The organism is Exiguobacterium sp. QJM3NY_9 (assembly GCF_056173545.1).
This window is the reverse complement of record NZ_CM149679.1, coordinates 2,229,008-2,255,545: the sequence shown is the minus strand read 5'-3', so window position 1 is coordinate 2,255,545 and position 26,538 is coordinate 2,229,008. Positions and strand designations below refer to the sequence as shown.

General features: G+C 45.2%; 25 protein-coding genes and 1 other annotated feature. Of the genes, 15 read left to right on the top strand and 10 right to left on the bottom strand.

The genetic code is table 11. From position 1 onward, the window contains the following. Positions 1-118 precede the first annotated feature (118 nt). From AC0VYQ_RS11570 to AC0VYQ_RS11540, 7 genes are all read left to right on the top strand, one after another. On the top strand, positions 119-427 hold the full coding sequence (locus AC0VYQ_RS11570; RefSeq protein ID WP_029331186.1) for a thioredoxin family protein: 309 nt from the start codon (positions 119-121) through the stop codon (positions 425-427). A 55-nt stretch (positions 428-482) separates the two neighbouring features. Beyond that, complete coding sequence (locus AC0VYQ_RS11565; RefSeq protein ID WP_088837640.1) at positions 483-1,280, top strand: DUF1444 domain-containing protein; 798 nt, start codon at positions 483-485, stop codon at positions 1,278-1,280. A 53-nt stretch (positions 1,281-1,333) separates the two neighbouring features. Continuing rightward, the gene (gene ytpR / locus AC0VYQ_RS11560) at positions 1,334-1,942 is read left to right on the top strand and encodes a YtpR family tRNA-binding protein (RefSeq protein ID WP_475403602.1); all 609 of its coding nucleotides are present in this window, start codon (positions 1,334-1,336) and stop codon (positions 1,940-1,942) included. A 37-nt stretch (positions 1,943-1,979) separates the two neighbouring features. Beyond that, complete coding sequence (locus AC0VYQ_RS11555) at positions 1,980-2,759, top strand: hypothetical protein (RefSeq protein WP_475403601.1); 780 nt, start codon at positions 1,980-1,982, stop codon at positions 2,757-2,759. Between the two features lie 78 nt (positions 2,760-2,837). Further along, on the top strand, positions 2,838-4,133 hold the full coding sequence (gene murC, locus AC0VYQ_RS11550; RefSeq protein ID WP_475403600.1) for a UDP-N-acetylmuramate--L-alanine ligase: 1,296 nt from the start codon (positions 2,838-2,840) through the stop codon (positions 4,131-4,133). A 165-nt stretch (positions 4,134-4,298) separates the two neighbouring features. Continuing rightward, positions 4,299-4,814, top strand: coding sequence for a DUF5698 domain-containing protein (locus AC0VYQ_RS11545; protein WP_088837636.1), 516 nt, complete (start codon positions 4,299-4,301; stop codon positions 4,812-4,814). A gap of 114 nt (positions 4,815-4,928) precedes the next feature. After that, positions 4,929-5,369, top strand: coding sequence for a Dps family protein (locus AC0VYQ_RS11540; protein ID WP_029331180.1), 441 nt, complete (start codon positions 4,929-4,931; stop codon positions 5,367-5,369). 54 nt (positions 5,370-5,423) lie between these two features. On the opposite strand, the gene AC0VYQ_RS11535 is transcribed toward AC0VYQ_RS11540, so the two are convergent. Then, positions 5,424-6,536: an aminopeptidase gene (locus AC0VYQ_RS11535; RefSeq protein ID WP_475403599.1), complete on the bottom strand. Its 1,113-nt coding sequence runs from the start codon at positions 6,534-6,536 to the stop codon at positions 5,424-5,426. A gap of 140 nt (positions 6,537-6,676) precedes the next feature. Here AC0VYQ_RS11535 and AC0VYQ_RS11530 point away from each other — a divergent pair, with 140 nt between their 5' ends. The 4 genes from AC0VYQ_RS11530 (at position 6,677) to ccpA (ending at position 10,246) form a co-directional block, all read left to right on the top strand. Further along, the gene (locus tag AC0VYQ_RS11530; protein WP_475403598.1) at positions 6,677-7,249 is read left to right on the top strand and encodes a DUF948 domain-containing protein; all 573 of its coding nucleotides are present in this window, start codon (positions 6,677-6,679) and stop codon (positions 7,247-7,249) included. Beyond that, complete coding sequence (locus AC0VYQ_RS11525; RefSeq protein WP_475403597.1) at positions 7,246-7,809, top strand: YtxH domain-containing protein; 564 nt, start codon at positions 7,246-7,248, stop codon at positions 7,807-7,809. Before AC0VYQ_RS11530 ends, AC0VYQ_RS11525 begins: the two co-directional genes overlap by 4 nt. Positions 7,810-7,993: 184 nt before the next feature. After that, positions 7,994-9,079: a bifunctional 3-deoxy-7-phosphoheptulonate synthase/chorismate mutase gene (locus AC0VYQ_RS11520; protein ID WP_088837633.1), complete on the top strand. Its 1,086-nt coding sequence runs from the start codon at positions 7,994-7,996 to the stop codon at positions 9,077-9,079. 156 nt (positions 9,080-9,235) lie between these two features. Next, the gene (gene ccpA / locus AC0VYQ_RS11515) at positions 9,236-10,246 is read left to right on the top strand and encodes a catabolite control protein A (protein WP_214802058.1); all 1,011 of its coding nucleotides are present in this window, start codon (positions 9,236-9,238) and stop codon (positions 10,244-10,246) included. Positions 10,247-10,320: 74 nt separating this feature from the next. Here the strand turns inward: ccpA and AC0VYQ_RS11510 are convergent, their stop codons facing one another. The 4 genes from AC0VYQ_RS11510 to AC0VYQ_RS11495 all read right to left on the bottom strand — a co-directional run bounded on the left by AC0VYQ_RS11510 (position 10,321) and on the right by AC0VYQ_RS11495 (position 13,654). Then, complete coding sequence (locus tag AC0VYQ_RS11510; RefSeq protein ID WP_475403596.1) at positions 10,321-11,076, bottom strand: FixH family protein; 756 nt, start codon at positions 11,074-11,076, stop codon at positions 10,321-10,323. A gap of 110 nt (positions 11,077-11,186) precedes the next feature. After that, positions 11,187-12,380, bottom strand: coding sequence for an acetoin utilization protein AcuC (locus tag AC0VYQ_RS11505; protein ID WP_088837630.1), 1,194 nt, complete (start codon positions 12,378-12,380; stop codon positions 11,187-11,189). After that, positions 12,377-13,009, bottom strand: a complete 633-nt coding sequence (locus tag AC0VYQ_RS11500) for an acetoin utilization AcuB family protein (protein ID WP_029331172.1) — start codon at positions 13,007-13,009, stop codon at positions 12,377-12,379. Before AC0VYQ_RS11500 ends, AC0VYQ_RS11505 begins: the two co-directional genes overlap by 4 nt. A 12-nt stretch (positions 13,010-13,021) precedes the next feature. After that, positions 13,022-13,654, bottom strand: coding sequence for a GNAT family N-acetyltransferase (locus AC0VYQ_RS11495; RefSeq protein ID WP_159173470.1), 633 nt, complete (start codon positions 13,652-13,654; stop codon positions 13,022-13,024). Positions 13,655-13,799: 145 nt separating this feature from the next. On the opposite strand from AC0VYQ_RS11495, the gene acsA reads away from it, so the two are divergent. Further along, positions 13,800-15,503, top strand: a complete 1,704-nt coding sequence (gene acsA, locus AC0VYQ_RS11490; protein WP_214807228.1) for an acetate--CoA ligase — start codon at positions 13,800-13,802, stop codon at positions 15,501-15,503. A 127-nt stretch (positions 15,504-15,630) separates the two neighbouring features. Here the strand turns inward: acsA and AC0VYQ_RS11485 are convergent, their stop codons facing one another. Continuing rightward, complete coding sequence (locus AC0VYQ_RS11485; protein ID WP_475403595.1) at positions 15,631-18,153, bottom strand: transglycosylase domain-containing protein; 2,523 nt, start codon at positions 18,151-18,153, stop codon at positions 15,631-15,633. 151 nt (positions 18,154-18,304) lie between these two features. Beyond that, positions 18,305-18,506, top strand: a binding site (T-box leader). Between the two features lie 50 nt (positions 18,507-18,556). Here AC0VYQ_RS11485 and tyrS point away from each other — a divergent pair. Beyond that, positions 18,557-19,804, top strand: coding sequence for a tyrosine--tRNA ligase (gene tyrS, locus AC0VYQ_RS11480; RefSeq protein WP_475403594.1), 1,248 nt, complete (start codon positions 18,557-18,559; stop codon positions 19,802-19,804). Positions 19,805-19,855: 51 nt separating this feature from the next. On the opposite strand, the gene AC0VYQ_RS11475 is transcribed toward tyrS, so the two are convergent. The 3 genes from AC0VYQ_RS11475 to AC0VYQ_RS11465 form a co-directional block, all read right to left on the bottom strand. Beyond that, entirely contained in the window at positions 19,856-20,383 is a 528-nt protein-coding gene (locus AC0VYQ_RS11475; RefSeq protein ID WP_475403593.1) for a biotin transporter BioY, read from the bottom strand. Positions 20,384-20,529: 146 nt separating this feature from the next. Beyond that, complete coding sequence (gene rpsD / locus AC0VYQ_RS11470; RefSeq protein ID WP_026827721.1) at positions 20,530-21,129, bottom strand: 30S ribosomal protein S4; 600 nt, start codon at positions 21,127-21,129, stop codon at positions 20,530-20,532. 225 nt (positions 21,130-21,354) lie between these two features. Beyond that, positions 21,355-21,840 carry a GAF domain-containing protein gene (locus tag AC0VYQ_RS11465; protein ID WP_475404755.1) on the bottom strand — a complete coding sequence of 162 codons (486 nt, stop codon included), beginning with the start codon at positions 21,838-21,840 and terminating at the stop codon, positions 21,355-21,357. Positions 21,841-22,116: 276 nt separating this feature from the next. Between AC0VYQ_RS11465 and ezrA the strand changes: the two genes are divergently transcribed. Both ezrA and AC0VYQ_RS11455 read left to right on the top strand, forming a co-directional pair. Continuing rightward, entirely contained in the window at positions 22,117-23,823 is a 1,707-nt protein-coding gene (gene ezrA, locus AC0VYQ_RS11460; RefSeq protein WP_475403592.1) for a septation ring formation regulator EzrA, read from the top strand. A gap of 66 nt (positions 23,824-23,889) precedes the next feature. Next, positions 23,890-25,455 (top strand): amidohydrolase, encoded by a 1,566-nt coding sequence (locus AC0VYQ_RS11455; RefSeq protein WP_475403591.1) that lies wholly within the window; start codon positions 23,890-23,892, stop codon positions 25,453-25,455. Positions 25,456-25,702: 247 nt separating this feature from the next. Here the strand turns inward: AC0VYQ_RS11455 and AC0VYQ_RS11450 are convergent, their stop codons facing one another. Further along, positions 25,703-26,518, bottom strand: a complete 816-nt coding sequence (locus tag AC0VYQ_RS11450; RefSeq protein WP_029331162.1) for an NAD kinase — start codon at positions 26,516-26,518, stop codon at positions 25,703-25,705. Positions 26,519-26,538: the final 20 nt, after the last annotated feature.

The following is a 26,538-nucleotide window of genomic DNA, read 5'->3' as shown; positions in this document are numbered from 1 at the left end:
CCTTTCAAGGCGTTTTCTAGTTGAAGTATAGCAAACAGAGCATGAAAACGCACAGAAACATTCGAATATGCTATGATGTACCCAATGAAATTAAGAAGTAATCGAAGGAGGAACTACGATGAAAAAACTTGACTCTCAACAACTATTTGAAACAGCGAAGCAAGGAAATGCTGTTTTTCTCTTTTCAGCAAATTGGTGCCCGGACTGCCGCTTTCTTGATCCGTTCATGCCAGAGATTGAAAGTAAATTCAGTGAGTTTGAATTTTATTACGTCGACCGTGATGAACATATGGAAATTGCCCAGGAAATGGACATCTTCGGCATTCCGAGTTTCGTTGCCTATCGTGGAAACGAAGAAACAGGACGTTACGTCGGAAAAGAACGTAAAACACCTGAACAAGTGACCGAATTTTTAGAAACAGTCTGACACGAAAGCGAGCGCTGTCTCGCTTTTTTTCATTAAGAAAGGATGGAAATGACCCATGGAACTGCAACAAATTCGCCGCATGGTGACGGAAGCATTTGAAGAAGAACGTTATACGACGTACTTTGATCGTGAAAAATCGGTCCTTCGGATTGAACGAAAACAAGACCGGACGGGCGTTGACCTTGGATTAAACCCGCTCGTCGCAAAGGCAAAGCGGCGAGGTGTCATTGCTGTTGAAGAGACGATTGAGTACATCAAAGCGGTTCTGGAACAAACGGAGCCTGTCTCATTAGTCGGAAATGAACAAAAAGTATTACCAGTCATCCGAGCGAAGTCGTTCGCTGACGAAACAAAAGATGGCAAACGAATCATCAGTACGCCACATACGGGTGAAACAAAAATCATGTATGCTCTTGACTTAGGAGCGACCTACCGCCTAATTGATGAAGATTTAGTTGAACAGGCGGGGTGGACGACTGAACACTTGTCTGAAGCAGCACGCTTCAACTTGAAGTCGCTCGAAGCACCATTCAAGGTCGATGAAGTCGCAGGAAATGTCTTTTATTTCTTGAGTACAGGAGATGGCTATGAGGCTAGCCGCGTCCTCAACAAACAATTGTTAGCAGATTATGCAGACAAAGTGACAGGCGAATTTTCGATTGGGATTCCTCATCAGGACGTCTTAATTTTTGCGGATATCCGAAATGACGCGGGCTATGATGTCTTGCAACAGTTAATGTTTGACTTCTTCACAAATGGACGTGTACCGGTTACGGCACTCCCATTCCTATATGAAGACGGAAATCTTGAACCGGTCTTCGTCCTTGCGAAAAACAAGCATCCGAAACCTTGAATAATCTGATACAATAAGCATTGTGAGAAAGTCTGAAGGGAGTCATGGATTGAATGAATGTGTTTTATAATAAAGAAGGTGTCGGTGACGTCTTGATGGTCATCTTAGCAGATGCACCACGAGCGGAAGTTACGGCTGAACGTGCAGGTGCTGTCGCGACGATTTTCCATCATGAGCGCGTGATTGGATACAATATCTTTGAAGCGTCACAGCAATTTGAATTGAATGCAGTCGGACCAGTTGAACTGACACCCGAACTCGTCAAAAAAATTCAAACCGTTTTAGCGGACAACGGCGTAACGTTTGTAATCGATGACATCGATTACTCACCAAAATTCGTTGTTGGATACGTTAGCTCTTGTGAAAAACATCCGGATGCGGATAAACTATCGATTTGCCAAGTCGAGGTGGACGGAGACACACTTCAAATTGTTTGTGGCGCGCCGAACGTCGCAGAAGGACAAAAAGTTGTCGTTGCTAAACCAGGAGCGGTCATGCCATCCGGTTTAATCATTCGACCTTCTGCACTTCGAGGTATACCGTCAAGCGGGATGCTGTGTTCTGCCCGTGAACTCGCATTACCAGACGCACCACAAGAAAAAGGAATTCTTGTATTAGAGGATTCAGCACATACTGGAGAGGCATTCTTAATCGGCCGTTGATTCGGCCGATTTTTTAACAAGATGGAGGGGTGAAGGAATGAGCAATCGTTACGAACAGTCATTGAAGGAACAAGCGGCACGGATTCGACGGGAATTAGCGGGCGAAAAAGAGACGACTCCAGTCGAACGACCGAAAAAAGAAGAGCGAGAAGATCGCTTCGTGTTGACGGATGTTCCATCGCCTATTTACGGATTCCAACGGCCTAAAAAGCAACGGTCGATCCAAGAAGATGTAACTTCGATTGAATCGGAAATGGACGTTTCAAGTGAATCAGAAGAGGGAAAAACCGATGAGGCGCTTGAGAACATGACAGATGAAACAATTGAAGCGTCAGGGATCGAGACGATGGAACAGACGGACTTAACCGAAGTAGACGCAGGTCTTGTTCCAGTGACGGATTCTGAACTACTCAACCCTGACCCATCAATCGAGTCATCAACTGAAGCATTTGCTGTAGAATCTTTTGATTCAGCTCTAACGGAACAAGAGCCAGTTGAAGAAGAACCGGTTACTGAATTAAAACAACAAGATGAATCATTAGAAGTGACATCTTTAAGTGAAGACACGGTACCACCTCCCGTCGAAAACGGAGATGAACTTTCTTCGGAAAACATCGTCGAACGTGTCCTTGAGACGGAAACCGTTCAAGAACAACATGTCTTCACGGAAAAGCGCGCTGAAGAAAAAACACAAGTACAGTCAAGTGCAGTCAAGAAACCTGTTGGACCGCCTGTCAACGTTGTGATGACAACTAAAGACTTAATGGCGATGTATCGTGCACGACGTGAACAAAATAATTTACATGGTAAAAAATAAGTCGGTTTGCTATAATGGTACAGGTTTTGTACCCAAGCCCGATGGTACGAACCGGAACGTGAATTGGAGGGCTTTTATATGACAAATTATCATTTTGTTGGGATTAAAGGGACTGGAATGAGTGCACTTGCCCAAGTATTACATGAGATGAACCATCAAGTACAAGGTTCTGATATCGAAAAACACATCTTTACTGAGGACGCTTTACGGGCGAAAGGTATTCCGTTTTTCCCGTTTAACGCTGACAACATCAAAGAAGATCAAATCATCATTCAAGGAAATGCGTTTGGTGATGAACACCCAGAAATCGCGCGGGCAAATGAACTTGGTTTAACAATTTATCATTACTACGATTTTTTAGGTCACCTAGCAGACGAATATCGTTCAGTCGCAATCACAGGGTCACACGGTAAAACATCGACGACAGGTCTGTTGTCACATGTCTTAAGCGGAATCACGCCAACTGCATTTTTGATTGGTGATGGTACAGGGGCTGGCGTCGAAGAGGCAAAAGCATTTGTGTTTGAAGCATGTGAATACAAACGTCACTTTTTATACTACAAGCCGGATTATGCAATCATGACGAACATCGATTTTGATCACTCGGATTACTTTACGGGAATTGATGACGTTGTTTCAGCATTCCAGGAGATGGCGATGCAAGTCAAGCAAGCCATCATTGCGTGTGGAGACGATGAACATCTTCAAAACATTCAAGCGAATGTGCCTGTCCTCTACTATGGTTTTGGACAGAACAATGATTTCCGCGCTGAAAATGTCGCATCAACACCAGACGGAACATCATTCGATGTTTATTTACGGGATGACTTTTACGGTACGTTCCTGATTCCAGGGTTCGGTCAACACCATGTCTTGAATGCCTTATCGGTCATCGCGATCTGTCAATATGAAGGATTGAATAAAGAGGATGTCGCAGCACGTCTGTCTTCATTCGGAGGAGTTAAGCGTCGCTTTAGTGAAACGAATTTCGGATCACAAGTTTTAGTCGATGATTATGCACACCATCCGAAAGAAATCAGTGCAACGATCGAATCGGCACGTAAAAAATATCCGGACCGGGAAGTCATCGCGATTTTCCAACCGCATACGTACACGCGCCTAAAGTCATTCATGGATGATTTTGCGACATCACTTCGGGAAGCGGACGCTACGTATCTCTGTGAGATTTTCGGATCGGCGCGAGAGCAAGAAGGGCAAGTTCGGATTGAGGATCTCCAAGAGAAGATTCCGAACGCTGACATCTTGACGCGAGATAACGTCTCGATTTTGAGTAAACATGACAATGCTGTTCTATTGTTCATGGGTGCGGGGGATATCCAAACGTACCAACAGCAGTATGAAGGAACAAAATAAAATGTTTCATCAGTAAAAGGTATGGGTGCATTCAGGCATCCATGCCTTTTTTGTCGGTTTCGTGAAGTTAAGAAAAGATGACGTACGCCGAACCATTTTTTTATTGCATCTTGAATTGAATTTTGGAATAGTGAGGGTATGTTAATTTAGGAAGGAATCAATCACATGGGACAAATTTTCTTGATTTTATTATTGCAGCTCATATACGTGCCTGTCCTGACGCTTCGGACAATCATGCTCGTCAAAGGACGGACCGTCATCGCCGGAGTCTTCGGGACGGTCGAAACGTTAATCTATATCTTTGCTTTAGGCGTCGTATTCCGTGATTTGACGACTCTTGGAATGGTCGTCTACGCACTCGGATTCGGGCTCGGTATTTTAATTGGTGGCTTCGTCGAAAGAAAACTTGCGATTGGCTACAACATGATTCAAGTCCATACACAAGAGTTTCCGGCTGAACTGATTCAAGTCATCCGCGATAACGGATTTGGTGTCACCCATTACCAAGGACAGGGACGCGACGGCGTCCGGTACCGGCTCGATGTACTTGCAGCACGGACGCGGATGAAAGTATTGCGTGGTTTAGTCGAAGAATATGAACCAAAAGCATTCCTCGTTGCTTTCGATTCGGTCGACTTTAAAGGGGGATACATGCTGAAGGGGTTAAAACGTCAAAAGTAATGAGAGTTTGTGAAGAACCTCACGGGAATCCCCACAAAAAGATGTTTACTCTATGTTATTTAAGGATAAAGATGATATAGAACAAATTACAATTCGTGAGAGGGGTAATCGAAGATGATTAGTAATCACGCAAAAACAGCACTAAACCAACAAGTTGCAAACTATGGTGTTTTATTCGTAAAACTCCATAATTATCATTGGTACATTAAAGGACCAGAATTTTTGACGTTACACGTCAAACTAGAGGAATTGTACACGTGGGTATCTGAGCAATATGATGTTGTCGCAGAACGACTGTTGATGAACAATGGAAATCCTTCAGCGACAATGAAAGAATATTTGGAGCAGACGACGCTTGAAGAAGCCAAATCTGGCTTATCTGCCGATCAGATGGTTGAATCCGTCATCAGCGACTTCCAACAAGTACGTAAGGAAATGCTGGAAGCGATTGAACATTTAGAGGCGCAAGACGTGACGGTCGAAGATGATTTACTGGCTCAAGCAAAAGAAATCGAAAAACAAATTTGGATGTTGCGTGCGACACTAAAAAAATAAGTGAACAAAAACGGATGACTGCATCCTTAGAGGATTCGGCCATCCGTTTTCTACTTATTTTAGATTTTCCGGGTTCAAGACTTCGAGTTCGGGAAGGACGAATCGTCCATCTTTACGAATCAACACATCGTCGAACCAAATTTCACCGCCGCCATAATCCGGGCGTTGAATGTTGACCAAGTCCCAATGGACCGAAGAATCGTTTCCGTTATAGGCTTCAGCGTAAGCTTGACCTGGTGTAAAGTGGAAACTGCCATCAATTTTTTCGTCAAATAAAATGTCTTTCATCGGATGTTGGATGAATGGGTTGACACCAATCGCAAACTCACCGACGAAACGGGCACCGGCATCTGTATCAAACACTTGATTGATGCGCTCCGTATCGTTCGCCGTTGCTTCAACAATTTTTCCGTTTTCGAACGTCAATTTGACGTTTTCGAACGTAAAGCCTTGATAAGGTGACGGTGTATTATAGGAAATGACGCCGTTGACGGAATCTTTGACAGGGGCCGTAAAGACTTCACCGTCCGGAATATTCGCATTACCGGCACACTTGATAGCGGCGATGTCTTTAATCGAGAACGTTAAATCTGTCCCGTCCCCGACGAGGCGGACACGATCGGTCTTGTTCATCAGCTCGACGAGTGGTTCCATCGCAGTGCCCATTTTCTCATAATCCAGCGTACAGACATCAAAGTAGAAGTCTTCAAACGCTTCTGTCGATTGGTTGGCAAGTTGAGCCATTGAAGCGGTCGGGAAGCGGAGAACGACCCATTTGGTTCCTTTGACACGATCTTGGGTATGCATTTTCCCTAATGTTTGTCCGTATAACTTCATCTTGTCCGATGGCACGTCAGATAATTCATTGATGTTATCGCCGGCACGCAAGCCAATATAAGCGTCCATCGCTTGCATCTGCTTTTGCTCGATGTCAGCCATCAATTGAAGTTGCTCTTCTGATGCATTTCGGTATAATTTTCGTAGAATACGATTATCTTTCAACAGGACGAATGGAAGTCCACCTGCTTCATAGGCAGCATCAACGAGTGCTTCGACCAATTCGCGCTCAATTCCGAAATTTTCAATTAAAACTTTTTCACCAGGAGCCAGTGCAACAGAATAATTAATTAAGTTCGTTGCAAGTTGTGTAAGACGTGGATCGCGCATGAATAGTTCCCCCTCTAATTTGCGTATGTAGGTTTCATCTATCATTGTAACGGAAATAAACCAATTGGAGTAGCAGGAACGACTCGAGATACGTCGAACTACCAACAAGACACTAGCAAAAGAAATTGGAGGCATGAATCATGGAAATCACATTAGGCGGTATCGCCGGACTAGTCGCTGCGATCGCATTCGTAGTGCTCGTTATCTTCCTTGCGCGCGTACTTGGTGCAGCAAGCAAGACACTAAATAATGTCGCAGACACGACAGCAGGGCTTGAACGCCAGCTGGACGGAATTATGATGGAGACGACGGCGTTGCTACATAAAACGAATCGTCTTGTCGATACAATCGAAGAAAAAACAGAGCTCCTTGCACCGGTTGCGAATTCGATTGAAGAGTTAGGCACATCGCTAAACAAAGTGACGGATTCTGTTCGAACTGTTTCTGATACAGTAGCAGGGGCAGCAGATACGAATAAAGAACAGATTGCTCAAGCGGTTCGTTGGGGTTCAGTCGCTGTTGAACTCTTTAAAAAGAATAAACCGGAATCAGGTCAACCTGTTTCATCTTCTAGTACGGCTACGACAACGGTGGAGAAAAAACAACGCCGCCGTTTCCGTAAACAGGCAGATACACCGGCGACACCGGAAGTCGTGTCAGTGCCGGATGTTGAAAGTATTCCAGATGAATTGAAGGGAGATCGTAAATCATGACAAAACAACACCCATACCAAGCCCAGGACCAAAATTCTTCAAAAGGTGGCGGCTTCTTAGCAGGCATCATCGTTGGAGGATTGATTGGTGCAGCCGCTGCGTTACTTTCAAGTCCGAAGTCAGGAAGCGAGATGCGTGGCATGCTCGATGAGCGTACAGCTCCTGCACGTCAACGCTTGAATGAACAGACGCAAGTGGTCCGTGAAAAAGCGGAGCCGCTCGTCGGCGAATGGATTCAACTGGCAAAAGATAAAGCAGCACCGGTCATCGAAAAAGCGAAAAAAAATTCAACTGTTCAAGAAGCGGCGCAATACGCTGGTTTTGAAAAAGACCAGGCAAGCATTGACGCAGCACTTGCAGAAGCAGAACAACTCGTGCGAGACATCGAACGAGAAATCGGTGAAGAAGTCGACGGAGCTGCTGTTGCGGAACAACTCGATACAGAAACCGTCGCTGATCTTTCTGAGCTGCGTGAAGATCTAGAAGAAGATCAAGAAGATGAGGCTGAGGAAAACGACCCGCAAGCAGATATGACGCACGAGAAGAAACCGAAGAAATAATTTATTGGACGTATTAGCTGCTTTTAATAGCTAATACGTTTTATTTTTTTGTATAATTTGATTTGAAAAGAGCACATCAAAAAAAAGAATGGGTTCGAGTAGTTCTATCATGTACAATCTGCATGAAGTCAGCTATAATTAGTTGCTATTACGAGCTATATGCTGATTAGGGAGTGGTAGACAGATGGATCAACAAGCAGAATTAAAACGTTTACGCGATGAACTCGATTTAGTGAACGCTGATTTACTAGAATTAATCAACAAGCGGGGCGAAATCGCCGTCGAAATCGGTAAAGTAAAACGTGCGCAAGGGCTCGACCGTTACGACCCGGTTCGTGAACGTCAGATGCTTGAGTCGATTGCCGAAAATAACCATGGTCCTTTTGAAAATGGGCGCCTTCAGCATATGTTCAAAGAGATTTTTAAAGCGTCACTTGAACTACAGGGGGAAGACCGGACACGTAAATTGCTCGTGTCACGTAAACAAAAACCAACGAATACGATTATCCGTGTTGGAGATGATGTCATCGGTGACGGATCCCAACAACTGATTGCTGGGCCTTGTGCCGTTGAAAGTGAGGAACAAGTCTTTGAAGTAGCCGCACAGCTTGCAAAGCATGGTGTTCGTTTCATGCGTGGTGGGGCATACAAACCACGGACATCGCCTTACGATTTCCAAGGGCTCGGTTTAGAAGGATTGAAGATGTTAAAAAAAGCAGCAGATGCGCATAACTTACATGTCATTACCGAAATTATGACGCCGAGTGCCGTTGAATCTGCTTTACCATATGTTGATATCATTCAAGTCGGTGCACGTAACATGCAAAACTTCGATTTGTTAAAAGAAGTCGGGCGTACGAACAAACCCGTTCTTTTAAAACGTGGTCTTTCAGCAACACTCGAAGAGTTCATGTACGCAGCTGAATACATCATGGCGAGCGGGAACGATCAAGTCATCCTATGCGAGCGCGGTATTCGTACTTACGAACGCGCGACACGGAATACACTTGATATTTCTGCTGTTCCCATCTTGAAGCAAGAAACGCATCTTCCTGTCATGGTCGATGTCACACACTCGACAGGACGAAAAGATATTCTTTTACCGACGGCGAAAGCTGCATATGCTGTTGGGGCGGATGCCGTCATGGTCGAAGTGCATCCATTCCCCGCATTGGCACTGTCTGATGCGAATCAACAACTTGATTTTAAAGAATTCGATGCGTTCGTCGAAAACTTAACGTCAACTTTTCCGGCACTAAACGTTCAATGATTTTGTAAAAAGGGTAACCTATAGCGAATGAAAACGTTTTACAATGAAGGAAGAATGGGAAAAGAAAGATATCTTTTCCTGTCTTCCTTTCGTGTTGTCTAAAAATGAAAATGAGAATGAAAACGAAATGATTGTTTAAATAAGGAGGAATTTGCTTTGAACAGTAATATTACAATTTATGATGTAGCACGCGAAGCCGCTGTTTCGATGGCGACTGTCTCCCGGGTAGTTAACGGAAATCCGAACGTCAAGCCATCAACGCGCAAGAAAGTCCAGGATGCAATCGATCAACTCGGGTATCGCCCAAATGCCGTCGCACGTGGACTCGCAAGTAAAAAAACGACGACGGTCGGAGTTATCGTACCGGATATCTCAAATATTTTCTTTGCCGATTTAGCGCGTGGGATTGAAGATGTCGCGACGATGTACAAATACAACATCATTTTATGTAACTCCGATCAAAATCGTGAAAAAGAAATCCATCTCTTGAATACGTTGCTCGGAAAACAAGTCGATGGCATCATTTTCATGGGTGGACGCCTTCATGAAGATTTAGTCCGCGAATTCAAAACATCCCCTGTTCCGATTGTATTAGCAGCGACGCTCAATCAAGACTATGATCTTCCTGCTGTCAACATCGATTACGAGAGTGCGGCATATGACGCCGTCAAATCATTGATCGATCATGGACATAAACGGATCGGGTTCATCACGGGTCCACTCGAGCAACAGATTAACGGTGAGAAGAAATTTGCCGGGTACCGTAATGCCCTGGAAGAAGCCAATCTTCCGTTTAACGAACAAAATGTCGTTTTAGGAAACTACACGTATGATTCAGGAATGAAGGCAATGAACCAACTGCTTGAACTCGGTGAAGAGTGCCCACGTGCAATTTTCGCTGGGACGGATGAAATGGCTCTCGGTGTCATTCATGCCTTACAGGACGCAGGTCACCGTGTTCCTGAAGACTTCGAAGTCATCGGACACGATAATACACGTCTCGCTACGATGATTCGTCCGAAGCTGACGACTGTCGTGCAACCGATGTATGATATCGGAGCAGTTTCGATGCGTCTGTTGACTAAAATCTTGAATCAAGAAGAAATTGAAACAAATGATGTAACGTTACCGCACCGGATTGAGCACCGGGACTCTACACGTTCATGATGTTCAAACAAAAATCGTCCTCTTTCCTAGTCGAGTCTAGGAAAAAAGACGATTTTTGTTTTGTTCTAAATTATTTAGGGTGTCACGGTAATAAGTTGATCTTGATGATGATGCAACTGATCATTCTCGACGTGGAGCTGGACCGTCGTTTGACCGGCATGTGCTAACTTGACTTGGCCGACGTACATGTCGTCTTTCAGCGTCAACGGGATGTAGGTATGTTTTTCGACGCCTTCTTCGATGACTTCGACTTGAACGTCTGCTTTTAAGACTTTTCCATCTTCAAAGATATGAAACGATACAGGGAGCGTCGCACCAGCCGTGACTTTCGTTGCCCCCATATAGTGGACTGCAAGGTTTTCGCTCGAAGCATGATCATGCTCAGCATCAGTATGTGAAGCTTCTTCATGCGAATGATCCATCACAGTGAAAGAAATTTTATCCATATGATGTAGACCTTTTTTATCATTAATATGATAGAGACCTTCATATTCGCCCTCAGCGAGTGTTGCTTCTGCTTGGTACGAGCCGGTTTTTTCCAAAGTAGCTTTAATTTTTTTATGAGCAGTATCTTTTTCGTCTGCTTTCCAAATCTCGAACGTCACATCTTCTACATTGACTGCTTTTTTATCTTCGACAGCAGTTGCTTTAAATATGACCTTTTCATCAGCCATCGTTTTTGCTGGAACCACTACTTTGACGTCGACTGCCGGTTTCCCACTACCTTGCATCGCGTCGTGGTCCATCGCCTTTTCGTCGCTATTGTTGCATCCTGCAAGAAATAGACCAGTTGCAAGTACGGCAACACTTATCCCCATCATTTTCTTCATGTTCAGTCCCCCAATTATTCATTTACTATGTAAAGTATTGAAACCTTATTTAGTATACCAATAACTTGTGAAATCCGAACGAAGTATATGTGAAAAGTACAGTACAATTTTTAATCACTCGAGTAGGGTGAAGCTTCTGATAAACGGTCTTTTTTCGCGTCATCGATAAATGGCCATAGGAGTCGTTTAACGGTTTCCCAGTTTTTTTCCTCGATTTCAGGTCGACGGGGAATCGAAGGGTACACTGGCAATTGATCTGCCCACGTGGTCGGAACCGTCGTGCTCTGTTTTGTCCATCGCTCAATCCAGTCTTTCGGGAGGTCCCCACTAAATGGTGCACGATTTGTCAAAGCTGCGAAGACTTGACTCCAGGCGCGGGGAACGACACGGTACCAATCGTATCCACCTCCGCCTAAAGCGACAATCCGGCCTTTCGTATAACGGTTTGCTGCTTCGACAGCGATTTGTGGAATTTGTTCATAACTTTTCATCGTGAGCGACAAGTGAGTCAATGGATCAAGCGCGTGGGCATCGGCACCATTTTGCGTAATGATCAAGTCAGGTTGGAACAACTCACAGGCTTCGAACAAGGCAGTCCGATAGGCGAGTAAAAACGAAGCGTCTTCCGTAAAAGCATCAAATGGAATGTTCCAACTGAAGCCATAACCCTCTTCAGATCCGCGCTCTGTCACCATACCTGTCCCCGGGAAGAGATAACGTCCTGTTTCATGCAGTGACAGCGTCATGGCATCGGAACGATTATAAAAAGCCCACTGGACACCATCGCCATGGTGCGCATCGGTATCGACATAAAGAATACGACACGCATATTTTTCAATCATCGCCGCCATGGCGACTGCTGTATCGTTGTAGATACAAAAGCCTGAAGCACGACCACGAAAACCATGGTGCAAACCACCCGCGATATGAAATGTCCGTTTATATCGTCCGGACAAGACGAGTTCGCAAGCCTCAATTGTTCCACCGACGAGTAGTGCGGCACCTTCATGCATGTCAGGGAAGACGGGTGTATCTTCTGTTGCTAGCCCATACATCTGTGCCTTCATTGGCGTCAGTTCACCTTGACCCGCCAGCTTGACGGCTTGAATATAATCGGCATCATGTACGAGTCGTAACTCCTCATCCGTTGCGCGACGTGGTGCGATACAGTCGACGTCCTTGAGTGCCCCCATCGTCTCTAAGAGAGAGACGGTCAAGTCCAGTCGAATTGGGTTGAAAGGATGTGTATCGGAAAAACGATAATTCGTTTCTTCCTCACTGTAAATATAAGCAAACTCTTTCATCGGCTGACGTCGGGACCGAGTACATCGAATCCTTCCTTCCGTAACTTTTCGATGATTCGAATCGGATTCATCGTCTGGACACGAAAAGCGACGATGCGGACATACGGATCAGGCGTAGGATACACGAGGACATTTAAGATATTGATATTCGTTTTGGCGAGTAAATTCGCAATCTTTGCTAATGTACCCGCTGTATTTTCAACACGCACTTCGATTTGTGAGCTCGGCTCGAGCGCTCCTGTTAATTGAACGAATGTCCGAAGCAAATCGGTTTCTGTCATTAAGCCGACGAGACGCCGTCCCCGAACAATCGGTAAGCAAGATAAGCGATGTTCATAAAATAAAATCGCGGCGTCTTCAATGAAATCAAGCGGGTGTGCCGTGATAGGAGTTTGTTGCATGATACTTGAAACGGAATTTTGTTGATCAACGTGAAGGGTATCTGGATGAAAGACACTGCTTGCACTTTGGAGCTCTTTTAAACCGATGAGACCGACAAGTTCATGACGGGCGTTTGTCACGGGAATATGGCGAATCTCATGACGTTGCATCAATTCTGCGGCATGCGCAATAGAATTTGTTGGTTGAATCGTAATACACTTCGTCTTCATGATTTGTTCGATTAACATGCTATTCCTCCTTTAATCGTACATGAAGCGACGGCGGAGCCGTAAAGCATCGAAATGAGCGACGACTTCTGGTGCGACATGTTTCCCGATACGTGCCATTAAACAATTAGCCGGATGCGATGCAATCTCTGGATCATCGGTCGGGAAAAAGACGAGACCCCCGTGGTTCATCATCTTTTCCATGATTTTTCGATAATCCCAAACAGATAGTCCACTGCCTTTTAAATCCCAATGCCAGTAATACTCGGTCGTCAAGATTAAGTAGTTTTCCATGGCCGGATCGAGCATCGATACCTCGAGAAGCTTTTTACCAATCTGTTGACCGCGAAAACGAGCAGACACTTCAATCGCACCTAGCTCTAAAATATATGGATTATTTCCTTCGCTCCATGTCTCATAGGGATCAGGGTAAAGGAATGTGACATAGCCGATGATTTCTTTATTTTGCCTAGCGATAATGATCCGTCCTTCATCTAAATCCGCGATTTCAAGGAGCGCTTGATGCTGCTCTTTCGGTTGCCTGAAGGCAGTTAAACCGTCATCGAGGAGGTAAGTGGCGAGTTGTTTACTCGCGACAGGTCCTTCGATTTCAACTGGACCGAGCGATGTTTCATGAGTACGATGATTGAATTGTTTTTCAAACATGTAAGCGTCACCACCTTTCTCTTTATTATAGCCGAAGCGAGTTGCGGAAAGAGAGGGATTTTTTAACAAATTAACGGCAATCGATTGAACTACACCATAACTAGCTTATAATGGAGAGGAGTATAGAGAAGGGGAGGAACGAGAGATGAAAGTTTTGAAAGCGCTTCCGGGTAAGCATTGGTTATCCGACTATAATGAATCGGCGTCATACGATTGGCAAGAAGCGGAACAATATTTTTCATGGGCAACGACGGGGAAAGTCAATATGGCCCATGAAGCAATTGACCGTCATGCTGAAGGTGAACGAGCGAATAAAAAAGCTCTGATTTACTTTGATGGAACGACGGAGCAAACTTTTACGTATGCTGACATGAAACGTTTGACGAACAAAGCGGCAAACGTTTTGACGGATGCTGGAATCAAAGCAGGAGACCGAATTTTTATCTTCATGCCACGTTCGCCAGAACTTTATTTTGCGTTGCTCGGTGCCTTGAAAGTCGGAGCAATCGTCGGTCCGTTGTTTGAAGCCTTCATGGAACAAGCTGTACGCGACCGCTTGCTTGATTCTGAAGCAAAGATGTTGATTACGACGAAAGCATTATTACCACGTGTTCCGCTTGAAGAGTTATCGACACTCGAATCCGTCTTTTTAGTCGATGAAGACATCGAGACGACAGATCGGCTACTGGACTTCCGGGCAGCGTTCGAGTCCGCGTCAGATGTGTTCGAACCGGTTTGGCTCGACCGGGAAGACGGTCTCATCTTACATTATACGTCTGGGTCGACGGGAAAACCAAAAGGGGTCTTACACGCTCAAAATGCTATGATTCAACACATGATGACCGGACGTTGGGTTCTTGACCTTCAGGAAGATGATATCTATTGGTGTACAGCAGATCCAGGCTGGGTGACGGGGACGAGTTATGGGATTTTTGCCCCGTTCTTAAATGGTGCGACGAATGTCATCGTCGGTGGTCGGTTCAATCCAGAGTTTTGGTACAGTGTCATTGAAAAATACAAGGTAACGGTTTGGTATAGTGCACCGACCGCATTCCGGATGCTGATGGGGGCCGGCGCAGACGTCGCACAAACACATGACTTGTCGAGCTTACGGCACGTGTTATCCGTCGGAGAACCGCTCAATCCAGAAGTCGTTCGTTGGGGAAAAGAAGCATTCGACCAACGCATCCATGATACGTGGTGGATGACGGAAACAGGGGCAATGATGATTTGCAACTACAAATCGATGGACATCAAACCAGGGTCGATGGGGAAACCGATTCCTGGGACAAAAGCTGCAATCATCGATGATCAAGGGAATGAGTTACCTCCGTTTAGAATGGGCAATTTAGCTTTGAAAACACCGTGGCCATCCATGATGCGGCAAATCTGGAATAATCCACAAAAGTATGAATCATACTTCTTCAAAGGATGGTACGTTTCAGGAGATTCTGCATATATGGATGATGAAGGATACTTCTGGTTCCAAGGACGCGTCGATGATGTCATCATGACGGCAGGAGAACGGGTGGGACCGTTCGAAGTTGAAAGTCGTCTTGTCGAGCACCCGGCAGTTGCAGAAGCCGGTGTCATCGGGAAACCGGATCCAGTACGTGGTGAAATCATCAAAGCCTTCATTTCGTTACGAGACGGCTATGAACCGACTGAAGAATTGAAACAAGAAATTCAGGCGTTCGTCAAAGAAGGGCTGGCAGCACATGCGGCGCCACGTGAGATTGACTTCCGAGACAAGCTACCGAAAACCCGGAGTGGTAAAATCATGCGCCGTGTCTTGAAGGCGTGGGAACTAAATCTTGAAGCGGGTGACCTCTCGACGATGGAAGAATGATGTCAGAGTAAGTGACGTATAGGATTGACTGTTCTTGAACTACCAACGATGCTTCGTTGGTAGTTTTTTAATATGAACAAAAAAACGAAGTTCACTGTTACGTGAACTCCGTTTTTTTTGAATGGCTTCATTCAGTTTTTTTGTCGTCTTCTTTTGCTTTCTTTTCAGCATCAGCCTTCGCCTCTGCTTCTTTCTTCTTAGCCTCCGCATCGGCTTTCGCCTTGTCGTCAGCCGCTTTTTTCTTAGCCTCTGCATCAGCTTTCGCTTTGGCATCGGCCGCTTTTTTCGTGTCCGCATCGGCTGCTTTATCTTCAGCAGCTTTCTTTTCAGCGTCAGCTTTTGCTTGCGCTTCAGCGTCGTCTTTCTTCTTCGCGTCTGCTTCTTTTTCTTTTGCCTCGGCCTCTTTTTTCTTTTCTTCAGCGGCTTTTTTCTTCGCTTCCGCTTCTTTTTTCTTTTTATCTTCTTCTTTGAATGAACCTGAGTTCTTGAAGTCATCTGCGTCTACTGAAGCCGGTTGATTGAAGCGTGCACCTGACTTGAAGTAACTGTTGTTCGCAGCATACGTTGCATTTGCCATCTGTGCCCACAGGTTCTGGGTGCGTTGGTAATATGTCGTTGCACCCATCAATGAGTTGTTTTGATCATGCCCCGTCCAAACCGCGAGTGTAACCCCTGGTGTTGAAGCAACGAGGTAAGAGTCCTTAATTTCGTTCGTCGTTCCGGTCTTACCGGCCCAATCGCCAGGTACTTTTAATAACGAGTTCGCATAACGAGCTGTCCCGTTATCAAAGACACCACGCATCATATCAAGCGTTAAATAAGCCGTACGCTCTTCGTAGATTTTTTCTTTTTTCGATTTAGCTTTATAGATGCTTTTCCCGTCTTTCGTAATCTTCGAGATGATATACGGTTCGACGTATTCACCGTAGTTCGCGAGCATCGCATAAGCACCAGCAAGCTCAACCGGTGTGATTTCCATCGTTCCAAGAGCAGCAGATGGTGCGTACCGGATGCTGTCAGGAACTTTAATACCCATGTCGACTAGTTTTTGAATCGAGTTCGACATATTCATTTTTTCGTAAATCTTCACGGCTGGAACGTTGAGTGAAAGTTCCAATGCCTCACGGACCGTCACATTACCTCGGTAACGCCCGCCTTCATTGTTGATTGGGTTGTCACCTGGTTGACGTGGAACCGTTTGATAATAATACTTTTCATCATTAACGGTCGAAGCCGGTGTAATCAAGCCGTTTTCGATACCGTTCGAATAAACAAGAATTGGTTTGGCTGTCGAACCGATTTGACGTTTTGCCTGGAACGCGCGGTTGAAATCATCCGCCGTTCCATCTGTGTAACGTCCACCGACGAAGCCTAAGATACGACCTGTTTCATTTTGAATCATGACAGCAGCCGTTTCTTCTGGATCTTTTTTCGAGACCGTCTTTTTCGTTTTTGGATCAACGACTTGCGTGTATTGTGGAGAAGCAGGGAAGTTGGCAGCATTTTTAGCTGGTGCCTGCATCGCCTCGTGAATTTTCTTATCAAGTGTCAAGTGAATCTTGTATCCGCCTTGACGCATGGCAACTAAAGCCTGTTCCTGATAGTTCGCTTTGACTTCTGCGAGTTCGGATGGTTTTACTTCATCTTCTTTGACGCCATCCTTTTTCATGAAATAGCTCGTCATGATTTTCAAGGCTTCTTTTTCAGCAAGATCGTAAACGTACGGGTACGTATCACGCGAACGTGTTGACGTTTTGGCGAAGTCTTTTGTGATATCGTATTTGACGGCTTTTTCATATTGCTTTTTCGTAATGTTTTTTGCGACATACATCCGTTTTAGAACAGTTTTCATCCGGTTCGTACTTGCTGTCAAATCTTCTTTGACGACACCACCTTGAAGGTAGGGTGTGTAATAATACGGGTTTTTCGGAATGCCTGCTAAGAAGGCTGCTTGTGGTAATGTCAGTTTTTTCGCGGATTTATTGAAGACACCACGAGAGGCGGCTTCGATTCCGGCAATATTTCGTCCGAGAGAGTTTCGACCGAATGAGACAACGTTTAAATAGGCTTGTAGAATTTCATCCTTCGTCATCGCATTTTCGAGACGAAGTGCTAAGATGATTTCTTTTGCTTTCCGTTCGAATGAAACTTCATTCGTTAAAATTTGATTTTTAATCAATTGTTGTGTCAACGTACTGCCACCCGTCCGAGAAGACGAGTTCGTTAACTCCTGTAAGACTGCCCGGAGTGTTGCTTTCGGTACGACGCCATCATGTTCATAAAAATCGACATCTTCCGTCGAAAGAACAGCGTCTAGCAGGTAAGGTGAGATTTCTTTGATGTTGACCGGTTGACGTTCTTCATCTGTTGAAATGTTCGTCAACTTTTCGCCACTGCCCCAGTAAATTTCACTCGTAATGGCATAACTATTAACTTGTTGCTTCATTTCCGTTAATTCTGGTGCTTTTGTATCTTTGACGAGCGAAGCGAAATAGCCGCCTGCTGCACCGACAGAAAAACTCCCAATCAGTAGGACAGCAATGATGAGGAATAAAATGATATTCCAAGATACGTCATATGTGATATTCGACCAGTGCCGAACGGCTTTCGTTCGGGGATGATTCCAAAACTTGGACCAGTTCTCGCGCATAAATGATCTCCTTTACATCTTAAACTTGGGTGTAAATTAACATTAAATCACAGATAGACGTATTATACCACAACTGAAACGTGACAATGTCTCTTGACAGTCGATTCTACTTCGACGTATCATGAAAACATCTTATGAAAAATATACGAAAAAATCAGCTGTGATTGGAATTAGTAATGGAACGCTCCCTGTATCAGAGACCTAGTGGTGCTGCGAACTAGGACATAGCGTGTTCATGAATTACGTCTCCAGGAGCTTCTTGAGAAATCAGGCGGACCGTCCCGTTATCGACGATCTAAGTGGCATGTGTTGCATGCAATTAGGGTGGTACCACGGAATATTCCGTCCCTTCGTTCAGTCGGAGGGGCGGTTTTTTTATACAATTTTTTTAGGGGGAAAACAGATGACTTTACTTGAGGATTTAGAGTTTCGCGGCCTAATCAGCCAAATGACAGATGAAGAAGGTATTAAAGAAATCCTGGCAAGTCCGACAACACTGTACACGGGATTCGACCCGACAGCAGATTCATTGCATATCGGACACCTGTTACCAATTCTCGTTCTACGCCGTTTCCAAGAAGCGGGGCACCACGTGGTCGGTCTCGTCGGTGGCGCAACCGGGATGATTGGAGATCCAAGTGGGCGGTCGACAGAACGATCACTGAACACGTCGGATATCGTCGAAGAATTTGCGAACCGCATCAAAGGGCAATTATCACGCTTTTTACCGCTGGATGGCGAAAACCCTGTGACGATTGCGAACAACCTGGATTGGACAAAAGATTTAACGATCATCGATTTCTTACGCGATATCGGAAAACACTTCCCGATCAGCTACATGCTAGCGAAAGACTCTGTTGATTCACGCCTTCAGAACGGGATTTCTTTCACAGAGTTTTCGTACATGCTATTACAATCATTTGATTTCTTAAAGCTATATGAAAACGAAGGGTGCCGACTCCAGGTCGGCGGAAGTGATCAGTGGGGAAACATTACAGCAGGGATGGAACTGATCCGACGCGTTGGTCATGAAGAGAAAGCATTCGGCATCACTGTACCACTCGTCACGAAATCAGACGGGCAAAAATTCGGGAAAACAGCAGGCGGGGCAGTGTGGCTCGATGCCGAAAAAACGACACCATACGAGTTTTACCAGTTTTGGTTCAACGTCGATGACCTTGATGTCGTCAAATTCCTGAAATACTTTACGTTCTTGACACACGAAGAACTGGAAGGATTGCAAACGGAAGTGGAAATGGCACCTGAAAAACGGATTGCCCAGCGCCGTCTGGCAGAAGAGATGACGAAACTTGTCCATGGCAGCGAAGCGCTTGAACAAGCGGAGCGAATTACGAAAGCACTCTTCAGTGGTGACATCAAAACATTGCAGGCGGCTGATATCGCAGATGCCTTTAAAGGGATGCCACGCTTTACGCTTGGTGAAGCAACGAATCTTGTCGACGTACTCGTCGAAGCGAAAATCAGTCCTTCGAAGCGTCAAGCGCGAGAAGACGTGACGAATGGCGCAATCTACATCAATGGAGACCGTGAACAAGAGTTGACGAAAGAAATCACGAAGCAAGATGCGATTGGTGACTTCACGATCATCCGTCGTGGGAAAAAGAAATACTTCGTACTTGAACATGCGTAAGTGATATAACAAAAAAGAACGCTGACGAATGCTCGTCAGCGTTCTTTTTGTTTAGGCTGTTTTAAAAATACGGAGTGGTAATAAACGAACGGCAATCGTCGTGGCAAGTAACGCTTTTAGCGTATCACCGATGATGAACGGGACATTAATGACGAGGGCATCCATGAATGATAAATGTAGGACGAGCATTAAACCGAATGTTCCGAGTAAGTAAACGAGACCGAGTCCGAAAACGACCATTCCAAAAAACAATGGGATGAAGCGAGTCGTTCGTTCGGCGACATAGCCGATGAAGAAGCCGGCAATCGGGAAGGCGACTAAATACCCTACAGTCGGTCCGACGAACGGCGCAAGACCACCTTTGCCTCCGAGAAGTGGTAATCCGGCAGCAGCGAGCAGCAAAAAAATCAAGACGGCAAGCCCGCCGCGCTTCGCACCGAGAATGGCACTGACCGTCATGATGGCGAGCATCTGGAGTGTGATCGGTACAGGTCCGACGAGTTGAAGTTGTGGTAGTAAACTAATGGCTGAGATGATTGCAGCACCGAGTGCAGTAAATGTAAGATCTTTTGTTTTCATGATGGATGAGGGCCTCTTTTCTTTTTGTGTTAACCAATATAAATAAAAGGTTAACACAAAAAGAAAATGATGCAACTACTATTTTTAAAAAATGTTAAAAGGACACAAAAAAAGCACCCACCGAAGTGAGTGCTAAAAACAACAGATTAACGTGAGTAGTACTCAACGACGAGTTGTTCTTGGATTTGATCGTTCAATTCAGAACGCTCTGGAAGACGGACGAACGTTCCTTCGAGCTTTTCAGCATCAAAAGTAACGAAGTCTTTAGTTGCTGGTGCAACTTCGAGTGCTTCTTTGATAACGACAAAGTTCTTCGATTTTTCGCGAACTGAGATCGTTTGACCTGGTTTCACGCGGAATGAAGGGATGTCGACGCGAGCGCCTTCAACTTGGATGTGACCGTGGTTGACGAGCTGACGAGCAGCACGACGTGTACGAGCCATACCCATACGGTAAACGACGTTGTCAAGACGTGCTTCAAGTAAGAACATGAAGTTCTCACCGTGGATACCAGGCATTTTGCCAGCATCGTTGAAGATACGGTTGAATTGGCGTTCGTTTACTCCGTACATGTGACGAAGCGTTTGCTTCGCTTGAAGTTGAAGACCGTACTCAGACATTTTGCGACGGCTGTTACCGTGTTGTCCTGGAGCGTACGGACGTTTTGCGATTTCTTTTCCTGTTTCAGTAAGAGAGATACCGAGACGACGTGAAAGTTTCCAAGCTGGACCTGTATAGCGAGCCATAATAAGACTCCTCCTTAGTGTTCGTTATTATTTGCATAAAAATAATAACGCCATCAAACCCACGTTACGCCCATTTCATGGTGTGGCACCCTCGCTTGATAGCAAAGTTACACGATGCCCCTCCGGCAAAGCCGAGTCATGAAATGTGATACGCAAGCGATTTGACCGCTATCGTTATCATTTCTGCACTTTTACAAGTATACGTCTGCTTATTCCTGCTGTCAATCAAATATGACGAAGAAGAATTTCGCTAAAGGCTTCAAGGCCGGCTTGATCGGTTTCGTCAAAACGATTCAGTTCAGGACTGTCGATATCGAGGACACCAATCGTTTTTCCATCTTTAATTAATGGAATGACGATTTCTGAATTCGTTGCCGCATCACACGCGATATGGCCTGGGAAAGCATGGACATCCATGACGAGATGCGTCGTTTGATCTTCTGCCGCTGTACCGCAGACACCACGACCGAATGGAATCCGGACACAAGCAGGTAAGCCTTGGAATGGTCCGAGAACGAGTTGATTTTGTTCTGCGTCCGTTAAATAGAAGCCGACCCAGTTCGTTCGATCGAGAAATTGACCAAGTAACGCACTCGCATTTGAAAGATTGGCAATTTGATTCGTTTCTCCGGTCAGTAAAGCATCAAGTTGCTTATTCAGCATGTCATATTGTTTTGTTCGGTCACCATCATACGTCGTTGTCTCAAACATCATTAAGATTCCTCCTGAAAAATCATATTTAATCTATCTTACCCGAGTTTTAAAGATGCTGACAAACAATTGATTTCTCGGCGAGACGCTGTAATCTGTGGAAGAAATCAGGAAAAGCCTTAGTATTTCTCGGCGAGACGCTGTAATCTGTGGAAGAAATCAGGAAAAGCCTTAGTAAATCTATGCAAATCGGTTGCGCTATACTATTATAAGGATAAGATTAAAAGCGAAATTGTTGAAAAATGGAATCGCTTGATAGGGTGGAGGTCGTGACAAATGTGGGCATGGGTGATTGGTGTCATCGTCATCGTATTACTCGTCATGTTATTTAGCATGATTAGTCGAAAAAAATATTATACAAAAATTGACGAGCTAGATATGCGCAAACAGGGGATTATTAGCGCATCAATTCCGAAGGAGCTACAAGAATTAAAGCAGCTTCCGATGGCGGGCGAGACGGAGACGAAATTCACTTCCTGGCATCAGGCTTGGGAGGAACTGTTGACAGTCCACGTCGCGCAAATCGATGAAACATTGTATCGAGCGGAAGAAGGGCTCGATAAATATCATTTCCTTGCCGTCAAGAATGATTTAGAAGTAACGGAACAATTAATCGGTGAGCTTGAAGGGTTAATCGATGAGATGCTGCGTGAGATGGAGACGTTTAAAAATAATCAATCTGCATTGACTTCATTGAAAGCGCAAGGTGAGACAGATTCAGGTCAAGTCCGTAAATCGTTGCTCCTACAAGCGACGTCGTTTGGTCCGGCATTAGCGAAACTTGAAGAACGCAGTGAAGAAATCGATCAGTTGCGTACAGAAATGTCTGCTTTTGAGGAAGCAGGTGAAGTGACGAAAGCGTATGAAACAAGCCTTCAGCTTGAAGAACGAGTCGCACAGACGCGTCAATTAGTCGAAGTGATTCCGAATCATTGGAAAGTCCTGGCACATGAGTTACGTCAACGAATCGACCAATTGAGCGCCGGATATAATGAAATGACGCTGGATGGCTATCCGCTTGAGCCGCTTGGAATGCAGTCGGATATTAAACGATTTGAGGAAACACGCCTCAACCTAGTTAAAAAACTTGAATTTCTAGAAATGGACGATTTAGAAGAACACGTCCAGCAACTTTCGGCTGATGTCGACCAAATGTACGATACGTTCCGTCGTGAAGTCGACGCGCGTCATCATGTGAAAAAAGAAAATCAAGTCTTGAAACAAAAAGCACTGCGGATGCGTGAAAAAGTCCATCAATTGGCACAAGAATTTAGTTCGCTCCGTGAACAGTATGAGATTTCAGCTGACTTAGGAGAGCATTACGAGTCGATTCAGCGCGATGAAGAGATGTTGTTTGGGGCAGCAAAGGATTTAGACGAATCCATCGCTAGCCGAATCATTCCGTTCAGCATGTTAGAAGATCAGATGCGTGATGCCATTCGGCTGGAAGAACAATTAACGATTCAATACGAACGGTTCAGTATCGAACTCCAAGCACTACGCAAAGAAGAGCTGGAAGTACGCGAACGCATCAATGAATGGCGTCATGCATTCTCTAGTGCCCGGTTACGATTGAAACGGCTCGGGTTACCGAAGATGCCGCAAGATGTCGAAGAAGCGCTTCAAACAGCGAGTCGTTCGTTACAGACGCTCGAGGCACGTTTTGAGGAGATTCCGTTTAATGTCGGTTACATCGTTTCGCAAAGCGAAGATGTCAAGTTGACGTTTAAACAATTGCAAGAACGGATAGATACATTAGTGTTCGAAGTCACTTATGCAGAACGACTTGTCCAGTACGCGAATCGTTTCCGTCGCAATGATAATGAGATACATATGTCGTTGACGATTGCTGAGACGAAGTTCCTCGCTGGCGATTACGAACGTGCGATTTTACTAGGGGAACGTGTCCTCGAACAATTTGATCCACAATCAATTGAACGAATCAAACAAGCATGTGCCAAGCAAGAAACGATTCATATGTAATCATCACTGACAACTCAGGGTGGCCGCCGCGGTCACCCTGTTTTCGTAAAAAAAGGAGCGATTAAGATGGGAATACTTTATGTAAACGGAATCATTCGAACGATGGCGCATGAACATGATGTTCATCCGGCGATGTTTATCGAAGCAGGTCGGATTGTAGCCATGGGGGATGAGGGGAAGTTACGGCGACGTTTCGGTAAACGAGTCGAGTCGATTGAGAATCTGAATGGCAAAGCCGTCTATCCTGCCTTTACCGATGCGCACATCCACCTCATTGGATATGGCGAAGCGATAGGTCGTGTCGATGCTTCGCGTTACATGACGCTAGAAGAACTCGGACAGGCCTTTTTAAAAGCGGAAGCGATCAATGGAATTCATGTGGCAGAAGGCTACGACGAGACCAAGCTAGATCAAGCGCCAACAAAAGCTTGGTTGAATCAACTGTTCCCGACAGAACCAGCTTTACTAAAGCGGACGGATCGGCATACAGTACTCGTCAATGACGTATTGTTTGAACAATTGGGATATAAAGCATCAACGGTCATCGAGGGTGGGAAAATCGGTTTGCTCGATTCAGGGGAAGCAGATGGTTTTCTTTATGATGCAGCAATGGAACCGCTCTATGCGTTGCAAGCAGGATCGACGGAACGAAACAAATCATCGTTGCGCGCGGCAATCAAAGACTTATATCGTCATGGGATCGTGGCGGCACATACAGAGGATTTATCTTATCACGGTGCATTAAACGAAGTCTTATCAGCTTATAAAGAAGTGACGGAAGAAACGGGTTTTCATGCCCATCTTCTCGTGCATCATCTCGTCCTTGATGAATTCATTCAAGCAAACCCTGTTCTCCCTGACACGCTCTCAATTGGATCGATGAAATTATTTGTCGATGGTGCCCTCGGTGGAAGAACGGCATTATTGCATCGTGGCTATTCGGACGACCCGACGACGCGTGGCATTGAAGTTCACTCGCAGGACCAACTTGAACAACTCGTGAAACGAGCACGAAGTTACGGTTTCACTGTCGCGGCGCACGTCATCGGAGATCTTGCAATCGAACGTTTCGTGGATGTGCTTGAAAAGTATCCGGCTCCGAAAGGGACGCGCGATCGTATTATTCACGCAACGGTCGTACGACCTGAATTATTGGCACGGATTCGGAAGTTGCCTGTCTTAATTGATGTGCAACCGGTCTTCTTGTTAGATGATGCTGATTTTGCTGAAGCACGTCTCGGTTTGAAGCGTCTCGACTCGGCCTATCGCTTGAAGTCGCTAGCGGGCACAGGAGCCTTAATGTGTGGAGGCTCTGACGCGCCGATTTCAAGTCCCGATGTTCGCCGAGCGCTCTATGCAGCGACCGTGGGGAAAGCAGGGCGGATTAATAAATCGAACGAAGTTCTTTCAATGTACGAAGCATTGTTATTATTCACAAAAAATCCACATGTCGCAACAGAGACACATGGACGAAAAGGAATGTTATTGCCTGGATATGATGCAGACTTCGTCATCTTCGAAGAAGATTTTTATCGTCTTGCAGATGAACAGATTCTTACGAATCGACTAGTCGAAACGGTACAACAAGGAAAAACGGTCTATCGCCAGGAAGCATCTTTGACAACGACTTAAGAGGTTGCGTTCGTTCCGTAAATCCTCAAAAGGGGATGACTCATAGTCAGATTAACACCACCCCTTGTGACGGACGCGCTTCCTTTCCCCTCGGAGTCGAGGATGAACGTTTCCGTCCTCTATCAATCAAATGACCGATGATCCGCTTTTCGCGGTTTAAAGCGATTCAAGACGTTCTTTTCTGTACGTTCCTTAGGTGATAAAAAAACTTCCTTGTCCTTGGTGGACAGGGAAGTTTTTGTTTGTTTTATAAGAATGACCGTTGGATTTTATGCCAAAATGTATTGTTCGTTAATTTGACGGTTTTTAATTCTTTATCGGACAATTGGATGTCGACGGAGTCCGTTCGTTTTAAGCTTAACGCTTCATTGTCCATCCCGATGATCGGATAGTCGTTTCCGTCTTCGATGATGCGAAGCGATAATTTACGACCACGGTTCAAGAGGAAAGCCGATCCGAGCGTCCGGTAGCGGTTATTGTTGACGGATGCGATTTCGCTGACTTGGAGGCAGTGAATCAATGGATCGACGATTGCACCAGACAAGGACTTGTTATAAGCGGTCGATCCGGTCGGCGTCGAAATGACCATACCATCGCCACGGAACGTTTCAAATAAGAATCCATCAATGTAGACTTCAATTGCGAGTGATTTAATGATGCTCGATTTAACGGAACATTCATTGAGGCAAAGCATACCTGGCCCGCCATTGATCGATGCTTCAAGCAATGGATAACGTCGGACTTCAATTTCGCCATTCGAGACGCGATCGCCTGTTTCTTTGAAAATGGCTTCGACGGAGGACAGGTCATTAATGTCGAAGTCGCAGTAAAAGGAATTCGGACCTTCTGCGAAACCGACATAGATGGCATCGTCACGGAAGCCTGTAAAGCGAGCTGCTTGAAGAAACGCGCCGTCACCACCGATTGAAACGATGATATTTGCTTGTTTATGATCCTGGACGACATTCAATCCGTATCGCTTGCCGACTTCAACTAATTTACGTACCTGCGTCTCGTGTCTTTGTTTATTTCGGTAATACAGGTAGACATTGTTTCGAGCCATGGTCAATTCCCCCTTGAAAG

What these genes read in the sequence shown, in the direction of transcription:
- AC0VYQ_RS11510 (WP_475403596.1), bottom strand. Translation starts at nt 11,076, where the DNA reads ATGAAGAAAATGATGGGGATAAGTGTTGCCGTACTTGCAACTGGTCTA.
- acsA (WP_214807228.1), top strand. Translation starts at nt 13,800, where the DNA reads ATGAAAGTTTTGAAAGCGCTTCCGGGTAAGCATTGGTTATCCGACTAT.
- AC0VYQ_RS11570 (WP_029331186.1), top strand. Translation starts at nt 119, where the DNA reads ATGAAAAAACTTGACTCTCAACAACTATTTGAAACAGCGAAGCAAGGA.
- AC0VYQ_RS11535 (WP_475403599.1), bottom strand. Translation starts at nt 6,536, where the DNA reads ATGCGCGATCCACGTCTTACACAACTTGCAACGAACTTAATTAATTAT.
- AC0VYQ_RS11465 (WP_475404755.1), bottom strand. Translation starts at nt 21,840, where the DNA reads ATGTTTGAGACAACGACGTATGATGGTGACCGAACAAAACAATATGAC.
- ytpR (WP_475403602.1), top strand. Translation starts at nt 1,334, where the DNA reads ATGAATGTGTTTTATAATAAAGAAGGTGTCGGTGACGTCTTGATGGTC.
- AC0VYQ_RS11485 (WP_475403595.1), bottom strand. Translation starts at nt 18,153, where the DNA reads ATGCGCGAGAACTGGTCCAAGTTTTGGAATCATCCCCGAACGAAAGCC.
- ezrA (WP_475403592.1), top strand. Translation starts at nt 22,117, where the DNA reads ATGTGGGCATGGGTGATTGGTGTCATCGTCATCGTATTACTCGTCATG.
- AC0VYQ_RS11530 (WP_475403598.1), top strand. Translation starts at nt 6,677, where the DNA reads ATGGAAATCACATTAGGCGGTATCGCCGGACTAGTCGCTGCGATCGCA.
- AC0VYQ_RS11540 (WP_029331180.1), top strand. Translation starts at nt 4,929, where the DNA reads ATGATTAGTAATCACGCAAAAACAGCACTAAACCAACAAGTTGCAAAC.
- AC0VYQ_RS11505 (WP_088837630.1), bottom strand. Translation starts at nt 12,380, where the DNA reads ATGAAAGAGTTTGCTTATATTTACAGTGAGGAAGAAACGAATTATCGT.
- AC0VYQ_RS11565 (WP_088837640.1), top strand. Translation starts at nt 483, where the DNA reads ATGGAACTGCAACAAATTCGCCGCATGGTGACGGAAGCATTTGAAGAA.
- AC0VYQ_RS11450 (WP_029331162.1), bottom strand. Translation starts at nt 26,518, where the DNA reads ATGGCTCGAAACAATGTCTACCTGTATTACCGAAATAAACAAAGACAC.
- AC0VYQ_RS11520 (WP_088837633.1), top strand. Translation starts at nt 7,994, where the DNA reads ATGGATCAACAAGCAGAATTAAAACGTTTACGCGATGAACTCGATTTA.
- AC0VYQ_RS11455 (WP_475403591.1), top strand. Translation starts at nt 23,890, where the DNA reads ATGGGAATACTTTATGTAAACGGAATCATTCGAACGATGGCGCATGAA.
- murC (WP_475403600.1), top strand. Translation starts at nt 2,838, where the DNA reads ATGACAAATTATCATTTTGTTGGGATTAAAGGGACTGGAATGAGTGCA.
- AC0VYQ_RS11555 (WP_475403601.1), top strand. Translation starts at nt 1,980, where the DNA reads ATGAGCAATCGTTACGAACAGTCATTGAAGGAACAAGCGGCACGGATT.
- AC0VYQ_RS11475 (WP_475403593.1), bottom strand. Translation starts at nt 20,383, where the DNA reads ATGAAAACAAAAGATCTTACATTTACTGCACTCGGTGCTGCAATCATC.
- AC0VYQ_RS11500 (WP_029331172.1), bottom strand. Translation starts at nt 13,009, where the DNA reads ATGTTAATCGAACAAATCATGAAGACGAAGTGTATTACGATTCAACCA.
- AC0VYQ_RS11525 (WP_475403597.1), top strand. Translation starts at nt 7,246, where the DNA reads ATGACAAAACAACACCCATACCAAGCCCAGGACCAAAATTCTTCAAAA.
- AC0VYQ_RS11495 (WP_159173470.1), bottom strand. Translation starts at nt 13,654, where the DNA reads ATGTTTGAAAAACAATTCAATCATCGTACTCATGAAACATCGCTCGGT.
- AC0VYQ_RS11545 (WP_088837636.1), top strand. Translation starts at nt 4,299, where the DNA reads ATGGGACAAATTTTCTTGATTTTATTATTGCAGCTCATATACGTGCCT.
- rpsD (WP_026827721.1), bottom strand. Translation starts at nt 21,129, where the DNA reads ATGGCTCGCTATACAGGTCCAGCTTGGAAACTTTCACGTCGTCTCGGT.
- tyrS (WP_475403594.1), top strand. Translation starts at nt 18,557, where the DNA reads ATGACTTTACTTGAGGATTTAGAGTTTCGCGGCCTAATCAGCCAAATG.